Genomic DNA, 20008 nt, shown 5'->3' on the forward strand with positions numbered 1-20008 from the left:
CGTGTGTTAGACCACGCCGGCGTAGGGCCGGCGCAGTTGGGTTGTACGATTATAGAGTGCTGAACAGCGGAAAAATCCCCATCAGCAATGCGGCGAACATTATGCACAGGCATACCAGCACTGCCCACTTCAGGGTGAAGCGCTGGTGATCGCCAAATTCGATACCGGCCAGGGCGACCAGCAGGTAGGTCGACGGTACCAGCGGGCTGAGCAAGTGCACCGGTTGGCCAACGATCGAGGCACGGGCCATTTCCACCGCCGTGATGCCGTAGTGGCTGGCCGCTTCGGCCAGTACCGGCAGCACACCGTAGTAGAACGCATCGTTGGACATGAAGAACGTGAACGGCATGCTCACCAGCGCCGTGATCACCGCCAGGTACGGGCCCATGGCTTCAGGGATGACCGCCAGCAGGCTCTTGGACATGGCATCGACCATGCCGGTGCCCGACAGGATACCGGTGAATATACCGGCTGCGAAGATCAGCCCCACCACCGCCAGTACGCTGCCGGCGTGGGCGGCGACCCGATCTTTCTGCTGTTGCAGGCACGGGTAGTTGACGATCATCGCGATACTGAAAGCCACCATGAACAGCACTGGCAGCGGCAACAGACCGGCGATCAGGGTGCACATCAGAGCGAAGGTCAGGGCGCCGTTGAACCAGATCAGCTTTGGACGACGGGCGTCCGGGTATTGCGACACGCTGATTTCACTGTGGTCGATCTCGTCACCTTGCAGGTGCAGTTCGCCCAGGCGCGCACGTTCGCGCTTGCCGTACATATAGGCGATCACCAGGATCGCCACGACACCGGCAGCCATCGCCGGGATCATCGGCACGAAAATATCCGAAGGGTCCACATGCAACGCACTGGCGGCACGGGCGGTCGGGCCACCCCAGGGCGTCATGTTCATCACGCCACCGGCGAGGATGATCAGGCCGGCCATGATCCGTGGGCTCATGCCGATGCGCTGGTACAGCGGCAACATGGCGGCCACGCAGATCATGTAGGTGGTGGCGCCGTCACCGTCGAGGGACACCACCAGTGCCAGTACGGCGGTACCGACCGACACCTTGAGCGGGTCGCCCTTGACCATCTTGAGGATTTTGCGCACGGCCGGGTCGAACAGGCCGGAGTCGATCATCAAGGCGAAGTAGAGGATGGCGAACATCAGCATCACGCCGGTTGGCGCGAGCTTGGTGATGCCTTCGAGCATCATCGGGCCGATCTTCGGCGCGAAACCGCCGAACAGCGCGAACAGGATCGGCACGATGATCAGGGCGATCAGCGCGGACAGGCGCTTGGTCATGATCAGGAACATGAACGTGATGACCATGGCAAAGCCAAGGAAAGTCAGCATAGGAATACTCCAGGCGTAGCGCGGCTAGGGAATGGCGAACCGAGTGGGGTCAGCGCAGAACGAAGGGCACGAAGCGTACGGGTGGAGTGGGGGCGAACAGGCGGGTACGGACGGACATCGGGGATCACCATTGTTGTTGTGTACAGCCGGTCTGTTGCCGGCAGTTGGGGCGATCCTAGACCGATTAGCTTTCAGCCAGCTTTCGCTGAGCAAACAGGCGACGGTGGGTTATTCCGGAAAAACACCATTTAACTGTAGGAGCTGCCTTGCCAGCGATAGCAGTGGATCAGATAACCAGGATGTTGACGGTGCAGACGCCATCGCCGGCAAGCTGGCTCCTACAGTGTTTGTGATGGGGCTTCAGGGGAGTTCGAGACCGCCCGCGGCTTTATGCAATGCCCGCAAATGCTCGCCCACCTGCTTGAGGTTGGCTTCGCAGGCGGCAATCTCCGCGGCACGGGAAGGCTCCAGCAGCGCCCTCACCTCTTTATCCAGCTCACCGGTCAGCGATTGCAGCTGTTTCTGGCGCTCGGCACTTTCCGATTCCAGGCGCTTGGCCTCGGACGGTTGCGGCAGGCCGTAACCGCCGCTGCCGAGCAATTCCGCCGGGCGACTGAGGAAGCCGCTGTTGGCGAGGATCTGTTGCAGGGTCGCGTTAGCCTTCTCCATGCCGCCATTTTTCAGCTCGCGGGCACCGAGATAGCGTTGTTTGACTTCGTCCTGGGCCAGCATCAGTTGCTTGCGAAAGCTGGCCTGTTCCAGCAGCAGCAACGCGGCGCTGGTGCGCAGGTCGGCCTGGTCGAACCACTGGCGGCGTTGCGCCGCGCTCAGGGATAACCAGTCTTCAACTTGGGTCTGCTTGATCGGCAGGTGTTTGCGCAGTACATCGAACATGGCCTGGTAGCGCTCGCGGAACGAGTCGAAGTGATAGCCCAGGCGCATGGCTTCGCGTTTATCGTTCAGCACGCTGGTGTCGGCCAGGCCACGGGCCTGAAGTACTTCGAGCAGGCCGTTGGGAGTGATGTTGTCCAGCCCGGTCAGTTGCGGGTTGGCGCTGCCGCTGCGCAGCAGCTTCAGGCTTTCGACGGCACAATTGTTGGACAGGAAATAGTAGTTACCGTCGTAGCTCCAGTGCATTTCAGCGGCGTGCTCGACGGTGTCGTTGATCTCCTGACGCGTGAGTTTCAGCGGTACGGAAGCCAGGCCGCGCAACTCGGTCTTGGTGTATTCATCGATGACTTGGGCCAGCGGCAATACGAACAGGCGTGAAGGGTACTTACCCACCAGGCCGTCCCAGCTCGACAGCTGTACATCGCCGACAAAGGCGCGATAGGACAACACCAGGTGCTGGTCCAGGTCCAGCCGGCAATCCGGCCCACGGGGGCGGCCCGGTGCGCAGATCACCAGGCGCAACATGCTGTGGCCCCAGCGGCTGACCAGGTTCTGGTTGGCTTCGGCCAGCAGGTAGTCGATTTCGTAGACCCGCTCCGGGTCCACATGGCCCAGTGGGGTCTTGGCGAAATCGTTACCGGCATTGAGGAACGGGTACGTCTTGGCGCAGGCGTCTCGCGCAGGCGGGGCCCAGCCGAAGTGTTGCTGGTAATAGCGGAACAGCGCCGGGCGCCGGCAGGCGTAGCTTGGGTCGAGGAGGAAGTACTCCATGTTGACCGCGACGAATTCCAGCGGGCTGGTGGTTTCGTAGATATCCGGGCTGCGCGCAACCTGGCGGTTGTGCTGCTCGCGTTCACCGCGACGGCCGACATATTGCGGCCAGCCGGCGAGGTCCAGCAGGCGCGGGTCATCGCTGAGGGTGAAGCGCCGGTCATTCTGACCACGGCATTGGTCGGGCAGGCCGATCAGGCCAGTGATGCTGTTCTGGCGGCTGCAACGCTGGATCAGCGCGCGTTCGTCTTTGGGCCACAGGCGCGCACGGTCGTAGATGTGGGTCAGTTCATGCAGCACGGTGGCAAGCATTTCCCGGCGCACAGTACCGTGGGGGCGATTGGTTTTTTGCGTGGCGGCGCTGCCGTCGGTCAGGCTGGCGAGCAGGTTGCGATTGAGGTCCAGCTCGGACACCAGCGAGGCTTGGCCGTAAGCGTTTTCAGGCATTTTGTCGGTCCAGCCGACATCGATGCGCCGGTCCAACTGCTCGATAAAGCGTGGCGGCAACGCACGCATCGCTTCATCGAGCAATGCCTGGCTGGCCTGCTGTTCCGCCGGGCTCAAGCCCTCGGTCTTGAGCCGCAGTTGCAGGCTGGCCTGGGCTGCGCTGGCACACAGCAGCACAGTCCCGGCCAGGAGCCAGGCGGCAAGACGCCTCACAGAGCGAGGATAGCTTCGGCGAGGGTCTGGTCACTGGCGTCGCGCGCTTCCGGCAGGCGGGTGCGCAGGGTGTCGAAAGCGGCTTCCAGCTGTGCACCACGAATCTCACCGTTGGTGGCGACAAAACTGGCCGCGTCATCGTGGGCTTCGCGTACGACTTTGGAATCGCGGATTGAGGTGGTGGTGTCCGAGGTGAAGTCGATAGTGCGGCCAGAGGCGCGCACAATGATGTTACTGGTGGCCACCAGGGTATGCGCCTGGGCAACGTCTGCCAACAACAGCAGGCCAAGGGTGGCGGCGATCAGCGGGCTACGCATGGAATGACTCCGAAATGCAAAGATGACTATTGGACGAGAATTGCCCGTGCCAGTTCAAGGTCGCTGACATGAAGTTTTGGTTGGGTTCGGCGCAGGTAATCCAGCGCGGATTCCAGGCGTGCGCCCCGCCATTGGCCGTCAGTGGCGATGAACGCGGCGGCGTCATCCTGGGCGGCCGCGATTATTTTATGGTCGAAGGGCGCCGAGGTCACCTTGCTGGTGGCGTACGCGCTCGCGACGGTGCCCTGGATGGTTACGTCAAGGGCCGAAGCCGCTGGCGACCAGCAGGCAGAAAACAACGCAGGGACAATGAACAGGCGGTATGAAAAAGCCATGGCACTCGACAACTGGAAGCGAGCGTCAAGGCTAGCGCAATGCCCGGCCGAGAACCAGTGCGATGGCAGTTGGGAGCGACGGGCACTCCCCTGTGTGCGCGGCTTAGATAGCCAGGATGGCCTGGGCCAGTTGGGCGTCGGTCGCGGTGTTCAGTTGTGGGGCTTGTTGGCGGATCTGAGCCAAGGCGCTTTCCAGTTTCACCCCGCGAATCGCACCTTCACTGGCGACGAAGCTGGCAGCATCGTCGCGGGCGGCGCGCACGACCTTGTTGTCACGCAGTGACGAAGTGGCATCGGAGCTGGCGTCGGAGGTGGCTTTCAGTGCGCCGACGATCGAGTCGGTGGTCACGATGAAGCTGCTCGCGGTGGCATTGGCGGCCAGGGCCAACAGGGCAGCGGCACTGAGCAGGCGAAGACGGGACATGGGGTAACTCCTGTAGGTCTACGAATAAAGGTGGCGCAGGGCAACCATTGTGATCAGACGCCTGTACTACTCAGTTCGCCACGTAGTGGCTGGATAGTAAGCCGCCGCTTATCCGTTCGGAAAGACTTTTGACTGTCTAGTCACGCCAGAAGGGTTTGGACAGCTCGGCCATTCTGTCTCCGGGGCTGATGCCGAGGTCCGACAATTCCCGAGCGTTGAGCTGGGCCAGTTGGCGACGTTCGTGGGCGTGGCGCACCCATCTGGCGAAGATGGATGCCAGGCGGCGTAGGTAAGAGGTTTGAGTAGCCATGGCGTGGACCTTTCGTGAAGGGCTTGGAACACCATGGTGGGTGACTCGGAATGACCGTTACAGATACACTGAAATAAAATTGTACTGGTTAACTGTAGTTATTTTTTAACTGTACTGCTCTGTGTGAACCGCTTCTGTTTTAACAGGTAAACGGCTGAATACCAGAAACAACAAAGCCCGCCTCCGGTGACCCGGGGCGGGCTTTGTTTTGACAGATCAGTGCTGGCTGTGGACCCGGTGGGTCAGGGCCAGCGGGCGCCAATTAGCGCCAGAACGGCTTGCTCAGCTCTTCGTAGCGTTGAGCTTCGCTGATACCGGCGTCAGCCAGCAGACGCGAATCCAAGCGAGCCAGTTGGTGGCGGCTGGAGATGCGGCGCTGCCACAACATCAGGTTGGCCAGAACGCGCAGAGGCAGAGCAGCTTGGTTGTTTACGGCTTTTTCGGAGAACAGTTCGGAACTGAGTGTACGTTCCATGATGACATCCTTCCGCTTGTGGCGGGATTAGGTAGTGGTTTAACTGATGCCAATGATCCTCTTCCGGCGCAAGACTCTCTAGATACAGTTCACCTGTATTGTGAGGGGCCAGTTAACTGTTTATAGCGGCTGTACTGTTCGAAAATGAAGCAACTGTACCTGTGCGCACTTAAGTGGTGCGAAATTGGCAGTTTTGTGTCTCGGCGTGGGATATTTCGCTAGGAAAAGACCGGTACAGCAGTACAGTTTTCTTCGGAATTGAGAGTGGTACGGCCGAGCTGACCAAACTGTGTTTGCGTCAGCCCGGATCTGTACCAATCAGGCCTTGAGCATGTGCCCCGTTTCTTCCAGGTTAATGTGCCAACTCAGTGCTTCACGCAAAATGTGCGGGGTATGCCCGCCGAGGGCGCAGGCGGATTCGAAGTAAGTGTTCAGCGCATCGCGATAGGCCGGGTGTACGCAGTTGTCGATGATCACCCGAGCCCGCTCACGTGGCGCGAGGCCGCGCAGGTCGGCCAGCCCCACTTCGGTGACCAGGATGTCGACGTCATGCTCGGTGTGGTCCACGTGGCTGACCATCGGCACCACGCTGGAAATCGCGCCGCCCTTGGCAATCGACTTGGTGACGAAGATCGCCAGGTGTGCGTTACGCGCGAAGTCGCCGGAGCCGCCAATGCCGTTCATCATCCGCGTGCCGCAGACATGGGTGGAGTTGACGTTGCCGTAAATGTCGAACTCCAGCGCGGTGTTGATGCCGATGATGCCCAAGCGCCGCACCACTTCAGGGTGGTTGGAGATTTCCTGCGGGCGCAGCACCAGTTTGTCTTTGTAACGCTCCAGGTTGCCGAATACGTCGGTGTTGCGCCGCTGCGACAAAGTGATCGAGCTGCCCGAGGCGAAGCTCAGTTTACCGGCATCGATCAAGTCGAAGGTCGAGTCCTGCAACACCTCCGAATACATGGTCAGGTCCTCGAATGGCGAGTCGATCAAGCCACACATCACCGCGTTGGCGATGTTGCCGATACCGGCCTGCAGCGGGCCGAGCTTGTTGGTCATGCGCCCGGCGTCCACTTCCTGTTTGAGGAAGTTGATCAGGTGATTGGCGATTCCCTGGGTGTCGCTGTCGGGTGGCGTCACGGTGGAGGCGGAGTCCGCCTGGTTGGTGATGACAATGGCGACGATTTTTTCCGGTGGGATCGGAATCGCAGTGCTGCCGATGCGGTCGTCAACCTTCACCAACGGGATCGGCGTGCGGGTTGGACGATAGGTCGGGATATAGATGTCGTGCAGCCCTTCCAGGTTCGGGTTGTGCGCCAGGTTGATCTCGATGATCACGTGTTTGGCGAAAATCGCGAAGCTGGCCGAGTTACCCACGGAGGTAGTGGGCACGATATGCCCTTGCTCGGTGATCGCTACGGCTTCGATCACGGCAATGTCCGGCAGCTTGAGCTGGTTGTTTCGTAGTTGCTCGACGGTTTCCGACAGGTGCTGGTCGATAAACATCACTTCGCCGGCGTTGATTGCCTTGCGCAGCGTGCTGTCGACCTGGAACGGCATGCGTCGGGACAGCACGCCCGTTTCAGTCAGTTGCTTGTCCAGGTCATTGCCCAGGCTGGCACCGGTCATCAGGGTGATTTTCAGCGGAGAGGTCTTGGCGCGTTCGGCCAGGGCATGGGGGACGGCCTTGGCTTCACCGGCACGGGTGAAGCCGCTCATGCCGACGGTCATGCCGTCTTCGATCAGTGCGGCGGCATCTGCCGCGCTCATGACCTTGTTCAACAGCGATGGCAAGCGGATACGATCACGGTACATGAATTGTTATCTCAGGCTACGGAAGCAAGGTGGGCAGTGTAGTGATTTCAAAAGATTTCGGCCCGCTACCATGGTCGAATGCAAGGCAGCGATTTAGAGCCTTTGGTCGGGTTTTCATGCGGCCATAAAAAACCCCAGCCTACGCGAGGCTGGGGTTTCGAGTATTGCGCTGAAGCAGTGTTACTCGACGGCTTTGACCATGTCTTCAATGACTTTCTTGGCATCACCAAAGACCATCATGGTCTTGTCCAGATAGAACAGCTCGTTGTCCAGGCCGGCATAACCGCTGGCCATCGAGCGCTTGTTGACGATGATGGTCTTGGCCTTGAAGGCTTCGAGGATCGGCATGCCGGCAATCGGCGACTTCGGATCGTTCTTCGCCGCCGGGTTGACCACGTCGTTGGCGCCCAGTACCAGCACCACATCGGCCTGGCCGAACTCGGAGTTGATGTCTTCCATCTCGAACACCTGGTCGTAAGGCACTTCGGCTTCGGCAAGCAGGACGTTCATGTGCCCGGGCATGCGACCGGCCACCGGGTGGATCGCGTATTTAACGGTCACGCCGTGGTGGGTCAACTTCTCGGTCAGCTCTTTCAGTGCGTGTTGCGCCCGCGCTACCGCCAGGCCGTAGCCCGGCACGATGATCACGGTGTCGGCGTTGGTCAGCAGGAAGGTAGCATCGTCGGCGGAGCCCGACTTCACCGGGCGCGCTTCTTTGGAGCCTGCCGCTGCACCGGCATCCGGCGCGTTGCCGAAACCACCGAGCAGTACATTAAAGAAGGAACGGTTCATCGCCTTGCACATGATGTACGACAGGATTGCGCCGCTGGAACCCACAAGGGAGCCGGCGATGATCAGCATCGAGTTGTTCAGCGAGAAGCCGATGCCTGCCGCTGCCCAGCCGGAGTAGCTGTTGAGCATCGACACCACCACCGGCATGTCGGCGCCGCCGATGGGGATGATGATCAGCACGCCGAGCACGAACGCCAGGGCGAGCATCAACGCGAAGGCGCTGAGGTTGCCGGTGAACATGAATGTCAGGCCCAGGCCGAGCGTAGCCAGGCCGAGCACCAGGTTCAGTTTGTGTTGGCCACCGAACTGTACCGGTGCCCCTTGGAACAGGCGAAACTTGTACTTGCCCGACAACTTGCCGAAGGCGATCACCGAGCCGGAGAAGGTGATGGCGCCGATGGCGGCACCGAGGAACAGCTCCAGGCGGTTGCCAGCGGGGATCGCGTCACCCAGGTGTTTGACGATGCCCAGCGATTGCGGCTCAACCACTGCGGCAATCGCGATAAACACCGCGGCCAGACCGATCATGCTGTGCATGAACGCCACCAACTCCGGCATTTTGGTCATTTCAACGCGCTTGGCCATGATCGAACCAGCAGTGCCGCCGATCAGCAGACCAACGATCACGTAGCCGATGCCAGCAGTGGCCAGCTCGGCACCGAGCTTATAGATGAGGCCCACTGTGGTGAGTACCGCCAGCGCCATGCCGAGCATGCCGAACAGGTTGCCGCGCCGCGATGTGGTCGGGTGCGACAGGCCCTTGAGGGCCTGGATGAAACAGATCGACGCGATCAGATAGAGCGTCGTGACGAGATTCATGCTCATTACTTGGACGCCTCTTCTTTTACTTTCGGGGCTTTCTTCTTGAACATCTCAAGCATCCTGCGAGTCACCAGGAAACCGCCGAACACGTTGACCGCCGCCAGGGCCACGGCCAGAGTGCCCATGGTCTTGCCCAGCGGAGTCACGGTCAGTGCGGCGGCCAGCATCGCGCCGACGATGACGATCGCGGAGATCGCGTTGGTCACGGCCATCAGTGGCGTATGCAGTGCGGGGGTAACGTTCCAGACCACGTGGTAACCGACATAAATCGCCAGCACAAAGATGATCAGGTTGTAGATACCGGGGGAGATAAGCTCTTCCATCGTCTGAATCCCTGCTTAGGCGTTTTTGCGGATGACTTGGCCGTCGCGGCACATCAGGCACGCAGCGACGATGTCGTCTTCGAGGTTGATTTCAAACTGCCCTTCCTTGGTGAAGACCAGCTTCAGAAAGTCCAGCAGGTTGCGTGCATACAGGGCCGACGCATCGGCGGCAACGGCGCCCGCCAGGTTGGTCGGGCCACAGATGATCACACCATTTTCCACTACCACCTGGTCGGCAACGGTCAGCGGACAGTTGCCGCCTTGGGCTGCCGCGAGATCGATGACCACCGAACCGGGTTTCATCTGCGCGACGGTTTCGGCGCTGAGCAAGATTGGCGCCTTGCGGCCTGGGATCAGGGCAGTGGTAATGACGATGTCGGCCTGCTTGGCGCGCTCGTGCACGGCCAGGGCCTGGCGCTGCATCCAACTGGTCGGCATAGGGCGCGCGTAACCGCCGACGCCGACGGCACATTCGCGCTCTTCATCGGTTTCGTAGGGTACGTCGACAAACTTGGCGCCGAGGGATTCGATTTGTTCCTTAACTGCCGGGCGTACGTCAGACGCTTCGATCACAGCACCCAGGCGTTTCGCCGTGGCGATGGCCTGCAAGCCTGCCACGCCGGCGCCGAGGATCAGCACGCGCGCCGCTTTCACGGTCCCGGCGGCGGTCATCAGCATCGGCATGAAGCGCGGGTAGTGATGGGCGGCCAGCAGCACGGCCTTGTAACCGGCGATGTTGGCTTGCGAGGACAGGACGTCGAGGCTTTGGGCTCGCGAGGTGCGTGGTGCAGCCTCAAGGGCAAAGGCGGTGATGCCGCGCTCGGCGAGTTTGGTAATGGTTTCGTTGCTGAACGGGTTGAGCATGCCCACCAGCACGGTGCCGCTTTTGATCAGCGCCAGCTCGCTGTCGCTGGGGGCGACCACCTTGAGAACCAGCTCTGCACCCAACGCATCGCTGGCGCTGCCAATGGTTGCACCGGCCGCTTCATAGGCACTATCGACGATGCTGGCTTTAAGGCCGGCCCCGCTTTGTACAGTGACCTTATGGCCCTGGCCGATCAGCTTCTTGATGGTTTCGGGGGTGGCAGCCACCCGTGTTTCACCGGTCTGGGTTTCGAGAGGAACACCAATGTGCACGTCAAATCTCCTGCATGATCTTTTTGCTTTTGATCTTTTTGTAAAAAGGCCAGTGCACCGCGAGTGGCGCAACTGGGGCGGCCGATCAGCACGATCCCGCTGAAATAACAGCGGGGCGCGGCATTTTGCAGGCGAACTTTACAGCCTTCAAGGAATTATGACGGGTGACAAAAAATTAACTACAAGTCACCCTGTGACTGATTGTCGCAGATTGTTGAAATAAATCATTTAAATACAGTTACTTGAGTGAGTTATACAGATTGCCGCAGCTTTTTCCATCGCAGGTGTGAATGGCTGGGCATTGTTAGGTGATAGTCGCTACAAGCTACGAGAATCATGGTCTTGAGCCCTATTTTTACCTGAAAGGGACAGTCTGTTTAAATGCGACATATATGTACATCTGTAGGAATGCTTTTTATCTGACTACAAAGTCAATAAATAGCCGATGTCCTTCAATTACCAGGGCTATAGCGTTGTGATTGATCAATCAGCCAGTCCTTGAATGCGTGCAGCGAGGCGGATTCGACTTTTCTATCAGGAATCATCAGGTAATAAGCCTTGGAGCTGCTCAGCGCTTGCGGGCTTGCAATCACCAGGTGGTGCTCGTCCAGTTCTCGCTGGATAAGGAACGGTGGGATCAGTGCAATGCCCATGTCATGCATGGCTGCCTGCGACAACATCGAGAATAGCTCGTAACGAGGGCCTGTCATGTCACGGGGGACATTCAGTTGCTGGGCGTTAAACCATTGCCGCCAGGCGTAGGGGCGTGTGGTCTGCTGCAGCAGTGGCAGCTCCGCGATCTCCTGGGCGGTAAGCTGCTTGCGTTCGCCCAATAGTCGCGGGCTGCAAACAGGCACTGGGTTCTCTCCCATCAGGCGGTGGGATTCGGTGCCGGACCAATCGGCATCCCCAAAGTAGATGGCGGCGTCGAACTCGGTATCGGCAAACAGGAAGGGGCGCGTGCGGTTGGTGAGGTTGACCGTCACTTCTGGGTGCCTGCGCTGAAAATCCTTGAGTCGTGGGATCAGCCACTGGGTGCCGAATGTCGGCACCACCGCCAGCTCAATCACATTGGCGCCCTGCTGGCCCATTACCGACAGAGTGTCGCGTTCCACGGCGTCCAACTGCGTGGCGACGCGACGGCTATAGGACAGCCCGGCCTCTGTCAGCTTTACGCCGCGCTTTGAGCGACGAAACAGCTCGATACTTAAAAACTCCTCAAGGCCGGCGATCTGTCGGCAGATGGCGCCTTGAGTGATGGAAAGTTCGTGCGCCGCCTTGGTAAAACTCTCGTGACGGGCTGCCGCTTCAAAACTGACAAGGGCGGTGGTGCTGGGAATTTTTCTGCGCATGTACCTTGTCCTCACTCATAAGTCGCATAAGCGCCATTCTGGCCATTACGGAGTGAGAAAATAGCACAAGCCTATGCGGAAACCTCGTTTGCCCTTAGCCACTCCCGAGCCTAGGCTGCACCCACGACTTCTGTTTTTCTTTGCGAGGACTTATTCATGGCTGGCAAGGCAAGCTTCAACTGGATTGATCCACTTTTGCTGGATCAACAGCTCACCGAAGAAGAGCGCATGGTGCGCGACAGTGCTGAGCAATTTGCCCGGGACAAGCTGGCGCCACGTGTGCTCGAAGCTTTCCGCCATGAAAAGACCGACCCTGCAATCTTCCGTGAGATGGGCGAAACCGGCTTGCTGGGCGCGATGATCCCTGAGCAGTACGGCGGCAGTGGCTTGAACTATGTCAGCTACGGGTTGATTGCGCGTGAGGTTGAGCGCGTCGACTCCGGCTATCGCTCGATGATGAGTGTGCAATCGTCACTGGTCATGGTGCCTATCAACGAGTTCGGTACCGAAGCGCAGAAGCAGAAGTATCTGCCCAAGCTTGCCTCTGGCGAGTGGATTGGTTGTTTTGGTCTGACCGAGCCTAACCACGGCTCCGATCCGGGCGCGATGATCACTCGGGCGCGCAAAGTGGAAGGCGGTTACAGCCTCACGGGCGCGAAGATGTGGATCACCAATAGCCCGATTGCGGATGTGTTCGTCGTCTGGGGCAAGGATGACGCCGGTGATATCCGTGGGTTTGTGCTGGAGAAGGGCTGGAAAGGCCTGAGTGCTCCGGCGATTCATGGCAAGGTCGGTCTGCGTGCGTCCATCACCGGTGAAATCGTGATGGACAACGTGTTTGTACCGGAGGAAAACATCTTCCCGGATGTGCGTGGCTTGAAAGGCCCCTTTACCTGCTTGAACTCGGCGCGTTATGGCATCTCCTGGGGCGCATTGGGCGCTGCCGAGTTTTGCTGGCACACCGCTCGCCAGTACACCTTGGACCGTCACCAGTTTGGCCGTCCATTGGCGGCGACTCAGCTGATCCAGAAAAAACTGGCCGACATGCAGACCGAGATCACCCTGGCCCTGCAGGGCTGTCTGCGCCTGGGACGTATGAAGGATGAGGGTACGGCTGCGGTTGAAATCACATCGATCATGAAGCGCAATTCGTGCGGCAAGTCCCTGGATATCGCGCGTATGGCGCGGGATATGTTGGGGGGGAACGGTATTTCCGACGAGTTCGGTGTGGCGCGTCACTTGGTCAACCTGGAGGTTGTTAACACCTACGAAGGTACCCATGATGTGCACGCCTTGATTCTTGGGCGCGCGCAAACCGGTCTTCAGGCGTTCTATTAATAGGAGCATGGGCATGGGCGCGCTTTCGCATCTGCGAGTACTGGATTTATCGCGAGTATTGGCGGGCCCTTGGGCCGGACAGATCCTGGCGGACCTTGGCGCTGAGGTGATCAAGGTCGAACGGCCGGGTAATGGTGACGACACGCGCGCCTGGGGCCCGCCGTTCCTTAAGGATGCCGATGGCGAGAATACCAGTGAGGCAGCGTATTACCTCTCGGCCAATCGCAACAAAGAGTCGGTGACTATCGACTTTACGCGGCCGGAGGGGCAGAAGCTGGTGCGGGATCTGGCGGCCAAGTGCGACATCCTGATCGAAAACTTCAAAGTGGGTGGTCTGGCGGCGTATGGATTGGACTATGAGTCTCTCAGGGAGATCAATCCAGAATTGATCTATTGCTCGATCACCGGTTTCGGCCAGACGGGGCCTTATGCGGCGCGTGCGGGCTACGATTTCATGATTCAGGGGTTAGGCGGGTTGATGAGCCTGACCGGGCGATCGGAAGGTGATGAGGGCGCGGGGCCGGTAAAGGTGGGGGTGGCCTTGACTGACATCCTTACTGGGCTCTATTCGACGGTCGCGATCCTTGCTGCATTGGCGCACCGGGATCATGACGGTGGCGGGCAGCATATCGACATGGCGCTGTTGGATGTGCAGGTAGCATGCCTGGCCAACCAGGCGATGAATTACCTGACCACCGGGGTGCCCCCGAAGCGTCTGGGTAATGCTCATCCGAATATCGTGCCTTATCAGGACTTCCCCACGGCCGACGGTGACTTCATCCTGACGGTGGGTAATGACGGGCAGTTTCGCAAGTTCGCCGAGGTGGCGGGTCAGCCGCAATGGGCTGACGATCCACGTTTCTCCTCTAATAAGGTGCGAGTCGCCAATCGGGCTGAATTGATTCCATTGATTCGCCAGGTGACGGTCTTCCGGACGACGGCTGAGTGGGTTTCGCAGCTGGAGCAGGTGGGGGTGCCTTGCGGGCCGATCAATGATCTGGCGCAGGTATTTGCCGATCCTCAGGTCAAGGCACGGGGGTTGGCGATGCAGTTGCCGCACGCATTGGCGGGTATGGTGCCTCAGGTTGCCAACCCAATACGGCTATCCAAGACGCCGGTGGAGTACCGCAGTGCGCCTCCTCTATTAGGGGAGCATACGGCTCATGTGCTGCAGGGTGTACTGGGGTTGGGGGTGGAGAGTGTGGCTGCGCTAAAAGCGGCGGGTGTTATCTAGGTCGTTTCTCCATATAGATAGGAGAGAGCCTTTGGTGGTTTTTTAATCAACTTCAACTAATTGATATAAAACAAAAATTAAGAGTTGACGGCAGATTCTGGAAGCCTATAATTCGCCCCACTTCCGGCGCTGTAGAAACGGAAAACTCCTTGCTAAACAATGAGTTAATCGGTTTTAAGCAGCAAGTTGCTTCAGTTCATCGAAGCCAGAAGGAAGTTGAAAAAGAGGTGTTGACAGCAGCGTGTAACGCTGTAGAATTCGCCTCCCGCTGACGAGAGATCGGAGGCGCAAGTGGTTGAAGTTGTTGAAGAATTCTTCGAAAGCTTCTGAGAATAATCACTTGACAGCAAATGAGGCTGCTGTAGAATGCGCGCCTCGGTTGAGACGAAAGCTCTTAACCAACCGCTCTTTAACAACTGAATCAAGCAATTCGTGTGGGTGCTTGTGGAGTCAGACTGATAGTCAACAAGATTATCAGCATCACAAGTTACTCCGCGAGAAATCAAAGAATAACCAACGATTGCTGAGCCAAGTTTAGGGTTTCTTAAAAACCCAAAGATGTTTGAACTGAAGAGTTTGATCATGGCTCAGATTGAACGCTGGCGGCAGGCCTAACACATGCAAGTCGAGCGGTAGAGAGAAGCTTGCTTCTCTTGAGAGCGGCGGACGGGTGAGTAATGCCTAGGAATCTGCCTGGTAGTGGGGGATAACGTTCGGAAACGGACGCTAATACCGCATACGTCCTACGGGAGAAAGCAGGGGACCTTCGGGCCTTGCGCTATCAGATGAGCCTAGGTCGGATTAGCTAGTTGGTGGGGTAATGGCTCACCAAGGCGACGATCCGTAACTGGTCTGAGAGGATGATCAGTCACACTGGAACTGAGACACGGTCCAGACTCCTACGGGAGGCAGCAGTGGGGAATATTGGACAATGGGCGAAAGCCTGATCCAGCCATGCCGCGTGTGTGAAGAAGGTCTTCGGATTGTAAAGCACTTTAAGTTGGGAGGAAGGGCCATTACCTAATACGTGGTGGTTTTGACGTTACCGACAGAATAAGCACCGGCTAACTCTGTGCCAGCAGCCGCGGTAATACAGAGGGTGCAAGCGTTAATCGGAATTACTGGGCGTAAAGCGCGCGTAGGTGGTTTGTTAAGTTGGATGTGAAATCCCCGGGCTCAACCTGGGAACTGCATTCAAAACTGACTGACTAGAGTATGGTAGAGGGTGGTGGAATTTCCTGTGTAGCGGTGAAATGCGTAGATATAGGAAGGAACACCAGTGGCGAAGGCGACCACCTGGACTGATACTGACACTGAGGTGCGAAAGCGTGGGGAGCAAACAGGATTAGATACCCTGGTAGTCCACGCCGTAAACGATGTCAACTAGCCGTTGGGAGCCTTGAGCTCTTAGTGGCGCAGCTAACGCATTAAGTTGACCGCCTGGGGAGTACGGCCGCAAGGTTAAAACTCAAATGAATTGACGGGGGCCCGCACAAGCGGTGGAGCATGTGGTTTAATTCGAAGCAACGCGAAGAACCTTACCAGGCCTTGACATCCAATGAACTTTCTAGAGATAGATTGGTGCCTTCGGGAACATTGAGACAGGTGCTGCATGGCTGTCGTCAGCTCGTGTCGTGAGATGTTGGGTTAAGTCCCGTAACGAGCGCAACCCTTGTCCTTAGTTACCAGCACGTAATGGTGGGCACTCTAAGGAGACTGCCGGTGACAAACCGGAGGAAGGTGGGGATGACGTCAAGTCATCATGGCCCTTACGGCCTGGGCTACACACGTGCTACAATGGTCGGTACAGAGGGTTGCCAAGCCGCGAGGTGGAGCTAATCCCATAAAACCGATCGTAGTCCGGATCGCAGTCTGCAACTCGACTGCGTGAAGTCGGAATCGCTAGTAATCGCGAATCAGAATGTCGCGGTGAATACGTTCCCGGGCCTTGTACACACCGCCCGTCACACCATGGGAGTGGGTTGCACCAGAAGTAGCTAGTCTAACCTTCGGGAGGACGGTTACCACGGTGTGATTCATGACTGGGGTGAAGTCGTAACAAGGTAGCCGTAGGGGAACCTGCGGCTGGATCACCTCCTTAATCGACGACATCAGCTGCTCCATAAGCTCCCACACGAATTGCTTGATTCATTGAAGAAGACGATAGAAGCAGCTTTAAGCTCCAAGCTGATAGCTCCAAGCTAACAGTTACGCGCTCGAAATTGGGTCTGTAGCTCAGTTGGTTAGAGCGCACCCCTGATAAGGGTGAGGTCGGCAGTTCGAATCTGCCCAGACCCACCAATTTTGTTATGGGGCCATAGCTCAGCTGGGAGAGCGCCTGCCTTGCACGCAGGAGGTCAACGGTTCGATCCCGTTTGGCTCCACCATTAACTGCTTTTACTTGTTAGAGTTTAGAAATGAATATTCCGGCGTGAATATTGATTTCTAGTCTTTGATTAGATCGTTCTTTAAAAATTTGGGTATGTGATAGAAAGATAGACTGGACGTTACTTTCACTGGTAACGGCTCAGGCTAAGGTAAAATTTGTGAGTATCTCTTAATTGAGTATTATCGAATTTTCGGCGAATGTCGTCTTCACAGTATAACCAGATTGCTTGGGGTTATATGGTCAAGTGAAGAAGCGCATACGGTGGATGCCTTGGCAGTCAGAGGCGATGAAAGACGTGGTAGCCTGCGAAAAGCTTCGGGGAGTCGGCAAACAGACTTTGATCCGGAGATGTCTGAATGGGGGAACCCAGCCATCATAAGATGGTTATCTTGTACTGAATACATAGGTGCAAGAGGCGAACCAGGGGAACTGAAACATCTAAGTACCCTGAGGAAAAGAAATCAACCGAGATTCCCTTAGTAGTGGCGAGCGAACGGGGACTAGCCCTTAAGTGGCTTTGAGATTAGCGGAACGCTCTGGAAAGTGCGGCCATAGTGGGTGATAGCCCTGTACGCGAAAATCTCTTAGTCATGAAATCGAGTAGGACGGAGCACGAGAAACTTTGTCTGAATATGGGGGGACCATCCTCCAAGGCTAAATACTACTGACTGACCGATAGTGAACTAGTACCGTGAGGGAAAGGCGAAAAGAACCCCGGAGAGGGGAGTGAAATAGATCCTGAAACCGTATGCGTACAAGCAGTGGGAGCCCACTTTGTTGGGTGACTGCGTACCTTTTGTATAATGGGTCAGCGACTTATTTTCAGTGGCGAGCTTAACCGAATAGGGGAGGCGTAGCGAAAGCGAGTCTTAATAGGGCGTCTAGTCGCTGGGAATAGACCCGAAACCGGGCGATCTATCCATGGGCAGGTTGAAGGTTGGGTAACACTAACTGGAGGACCGAACCGACTACCGTTGAAAAGTTAGCGGATGACCTGTGGATCGGAGTGAAAGGCTAATCAAGCTCGGAGATAGCTGGTTCTCCTCGAAAGCTATTTAGGTAGCGCCTCATGTATCACTGTAGGGGGTAGAGCACTGTTTCGGCTAGGGGGTCATCCCGACTTACCAAACCGATGCAAACTCCGAATACCTACAAGTGCCGAGCATGGGAGACACACGGCGGGTGCTAACGTCCGTCGTGAAAAGGGAAACAACCCAGACCGTCAGCTAAGGTCCCAAAGTTATGGTTAAGTGGGAAACGATGTGGGAAGGCTTAGACAGCTAGGAGGTTGGCTTAGAAGCAGCCACCCTTTAAAGAAAGCGTAATAGCTCACTAGTCGAGTCGGCCTGCGCGGAAGATGTAACGGGGCTCAAACCATACACCGAAGCTACGGGTATCACGTAAGTGATGCGGTAGAGGAGCGTTCTGTAAGCCTGTGAAGGTGAGTTGAGAAGCTTGCTGGAGGTATCAGAAGTGCGAATGCTGACATGAGTAACGACAATGGGTGTGAAAAACACCCACGCCGAAAGACCAAGGTTTCCTGCGCAACGTTAATCGACGCAGGGTTAGTCGGTCCCTAAGGCGAGGCTGAAAAGCGTAGTCGATGGAAAACAGGTTAATATTCCTGTACTTCTGGTTATTGCGATGGAGGGACGGAGAAGGCTAGGCCAGCTTGGCGTTGGTTGTCCAAGTTTAAGGTGGTAGGCTGAGATCTTAGGTAAATCCGGGATCTTAAGGCCGAGAGCTGATGACGAGTCATCTTTTAGATGACGAAGTGGTTGATGCCATGCTTCCAAGAAAAGCTTCTAAGCTTCAGGTAACCAGGAACCGTACCCCAAACCGACACAGGTGGTTGGGTAGAGAATACCAAGGCGCTTGAGAGAACTCGGGTGAAGGAACTAGGCAAAATGGCACCGTAACTTCGGGAGAAGGTGCGCCGGTGAGGGTGAAGGACTTGCTCCGTAAGCTCATGCCGGTCGAAGATACCAGGCCGCTGCGACTGTTTATTAAAAACACAGCACTCTGCAAACACGAAAGTGGACGTATAGGGTGTGACGCCTGCCCGGTGCCGGAAGGTTAATTGATGGGGTTAGCTAACGCGAAGCTCTTGATCGAAGCCCCGGTAAACGGCGGCCGTAACTATAACGGTCCTAAGGTAGCGAAATTCCTTGTCGGGTAAGTTCCGACCTGCACGAATGGCGTAACGATGGCGGCGCTGTCTCCACCCGAGACTCAGTGAAATTGAAATCGCTGTGAAGATGCAGTGTATCCGCGGCTAGACGGAAAGACCCCGTGAACCTTTACTATAGCTTTGCACTGGACTTTGAATTTGCTTGTGTAGGATAGGTGGGAGGCTTTGAAGCGTGGACGCCAGTTCGCGTGGAGCCAACCTTGAAATACCACCCTGGCAACTTTGAGGTTCTAACTCAGGTCCGTTATCCGGATCGAGGACAGTGTATGGTGGGTAGTTTGACTGGGGCGGTCTCCTCCTAAAGAGTAACGGAGGAGTACGAAGGTGCGCTCAGACCGGTCGGAAATCGGTCGTAGAGTATAAAGGCAAAAGCGCGCTTGACTGCGAGACAGACACGTCGAGCAGGTACGAAAGTAGGTCTTAGTGATCCGGTGGTTCTGTATGGAAGGGCCATCGCTCAACGGATAAAAGGTACTCCGGGGATAACAGGCTGATACCGCCCAAGAGTTCATATCGACGGCGGTGTTTGGCACCTCGATGTCGGCTCATCACATCCTGGGGCTGAAGCCGGTCCCAAGGGTATGGCTGTTCGCCATTTAAAGTGGTACGCGAGCTGGGTTTAGAACGTCGTGAGACAGTTCGGTCCCTATCTGCCGTGGACGTTTGAGATTTGAGAGGGGCTGCTCCTAGTACGAGAGGACCGGAGTGGACGAACCTCTGGTGTTCCGGTTGTCACGCCAGTGGCATTGCCGGGTAGCTATGTTCGGAATAGATAACCGCTGAAAGCATCTAAGCGGGAAACTAGCCTCAAGATGAGATCTCACTGGAACCTTGAGTTCCCTGAAGGGCCGTCGAAGACTACGACGTTGATAGGTTGGGTGTGTAAGCGCTGTGAGGCGTTGAGCTAACCAATACTAATTGCCCGTGAGGCTTGACCATATAACACCCAAGCAATTTGCTTGCTTCGAGCCGAAAGGCGAAAGAGCACCAGATTGCGGTGTGTGAAGACGAAATGAACCGAAAGTTCGAATCTCACAAATCACCGAAAGCTGTCACATACCCAATTTGCTGAAGCGCG

14 protein-coding genes, 2 tRNA genes and 2 rRNA genes are annotated in these 20008 nt (G+C 57.0%); 6 read left to right on the top strand and 12 right to left on the bottom strand.

From position 1 onward, the window contains the following. Positions 1-49: 49 nt before the first annotated feature. The 12 genes from AB4O05_RS05425 to AB4O05_RS05480 form a co-directional block, all read right to left on the bottom strand. Entirely contained in the window at positions 50-1357 is a 1308-nt protein-coding gene (locus tag AB4O05_RS05425) for a CitMHS family transporter (protein WP_460132435.1), read from the bottom strand. Between the two features lie 360 nt (positions 1358-1717). Further along, a complete protein-coding gene (locus AB4O05_RS05430; RefSeq protein ID WP_460164846.1) occupies positions 1718-3679 on the bottom strand; it encodes a DUF7844 domain-containing protein in 1962 nt (653 codons plus the stop codon). Beyond that, a complete protein-coding gene (locus AB4O05_RS05435) occupies positions 3676-3996 on the bottom strand; it encodes a DUF2388 domain-containing protein (protein ID WP_027608008.1) in 321 nt (106 codons plus the stop codon). The genes AB4O05_RS05430 and AB4O05_RS05435 overlap by 4 nt, the downstream gene beginning before the upstream one ends. 26 nt (positions 3997-4022) lie before the next feature. Next, positions 4023-4331, bottom strand: coding sequence for a DUF2388 domain-containing protein (locus AB4O05_RS05440; RefSeq protein ID WP_460132434.1), 309 nt, complete (start codon positions 4329-4331; stop codon positions 4023-4025). Positions 4332-4434: 103 nt separating this feature from the next. Further along, entirely contained in the window at positions 4435-4755 is a 321-nt protein-coding gene (locus tag AB4O05_RS05445; RefSeq protein ID WP_460132433.1) for a DUF2388 domain-containing protein, read from the bottom strand. Positions 4756-4891: 136 nt separating this feature from the next. Continuing rightward, complete coding sequence (locus AB4O05_RS05450; RefSeq protein ID WP_460132432.1) at positions 4892-5065, bottom strand: DUF1127 domain-containing protein; 174 nt, start codon at positions 5063-5065, stop codon at positions 4892-4894. A 262-nt stretch (positions 5066-5327) separates the two neighbouring features. Next, complete coding sequence (locus tag AB4O05_RS05455) at positions 5328-5540, bottom strand: DUF1127 domain-containing protein (protein ID WP_181081882.1); 213 nt, start codon at positions 5538-5540, stop codon at positions 5328-5330. Positions 5541-5858: 318 nt separating this feature from the next. Next, positions 5859-7352 carry an acetyl-CoA hydrolase/transferase family protein gene (locus AB4O05_RS05460; RefSeq protein WP_460132431.1) on the bottom strand — a complete coding sequence of 498 codons (1494 nt, stop codon included), beginning with the start codon at positions 7350-7352 and terminating at the stop codon, positions 5859-5861. Between the two features lie 180 nt (positions 7353-7532). Beyond that, on the bottom strand, positions 7533-8969 hold the full coding sequence (locus AB4O05_RS05465) for an NAD(P)(+) transhydrogenase (Re/Si-specific) subunit beta (RefSeq protein ID WP_460132429.1): 1437 nt from the start codon (positions 8967-8969) through the stop codon (positions 7533-7535). Beyond that, on the bottom strand, positions 8969-9289 hold the full coding sequence (locus AB4O05_RS05470) for an NAD(P) transhydrogenase subunit alpha part 2 (RefSeq protein WP_191949018.1): 321 nt from the start codon (positions 9287-9289) through the stop codon (positions 8969-8971). The genes AB4O05_RS05465 and AB4O05_RS05470 overlap by 1 nt, the downstream gene beginning before the upstream one ends. A gap of 15 nt (positions 9290-9304) precedes the next feature. Then, entirely contained in the window at positions 9305-10426 is a 1122-nt protein-coding gene (locus AB4O05_RS05475) for a Re/Si-specific NAD(P)(+) transhydrogenase subunit alpha (RefSeq protein ID WP_460132427.1), read from the bottom strand. A gap of 452 nt (positions 10427-10878) precedes the next feature. Next, positions 10879-11778 (bottom strand): LysR family transcriptional regulator, encoded by a 900-nt coding sequence (locus AB4O05_RS05480; protein WP_460132426.1) that lies wholly within the window; start codon positions 11776-11778, stop codon positions 10879-10881. Positions 11779-11934: 156 nt separating this feature from the next. Here AB4O05_RS05480 and AB4O05_RS05485 point away from each other — a divergent pair, with 156 nt between their 5' ends. The 6 genes from AB4O05_RS05485 (at position 11935) to AB4O05_RS05510 (ending at position 19869) form a co-directional block, all read left to right on the top strand. Then, on the top strand, positions 11935-13116 hold the full coding sequence (locus AB4O05_RS05485; RefSeq protein ID WP_065886800.1) for an acyl-CoA dehydrogenase: 1182 nt from the start codon (positions 11935-11937) through the stop codon (positions 13114-13116). A 13-nt stretch (positions 13117-13129) separates the two neighbouring features. Beyond that, entirely contained in the window at positions 13130-14350 is a 1221-nt protein-coding gene (locus tag AB4O05_RS05490; RefSeq protein WP_460132425.1) for a CaiB/BaiF CoA transferase family protein, read from the top strand. 564 nt (positions 14351-14914) lie between these two features. Further along, positions 14915-16451 (top strand): 16S ribosomal RNA (locus AB4O05_RS05495). A gap of 123 nt (positions 16452-16574) precedes the next feature. Then, positions 16575-16651, top strand: a tRNA-Ile gene (locus AB4O05_RS05500). A gap of 10 nt (positions 16652-16661) precedes the next feature. Then, positions 16662-16737: transfer RNA gene (locus AB4O05_RS05505), tRNA-Ala, on the top strand. Between the two features lie 240 nt (positions 16738-16977). Continuing rightward, positions 16978-19869 (top strand): 23S ribosomal RNA (locus tag AB4O05_RS05510). Together the 16S and 23S rRNA genes with 2 tRNA genes alongside form the textbook arrangement of a ribosomal RNA operon. Positions 19870-20008: the final 139 nt, after the last annotated feature.

This window comes from Pseudomonas sp. S1_G07, assembly GCF_054668565.1.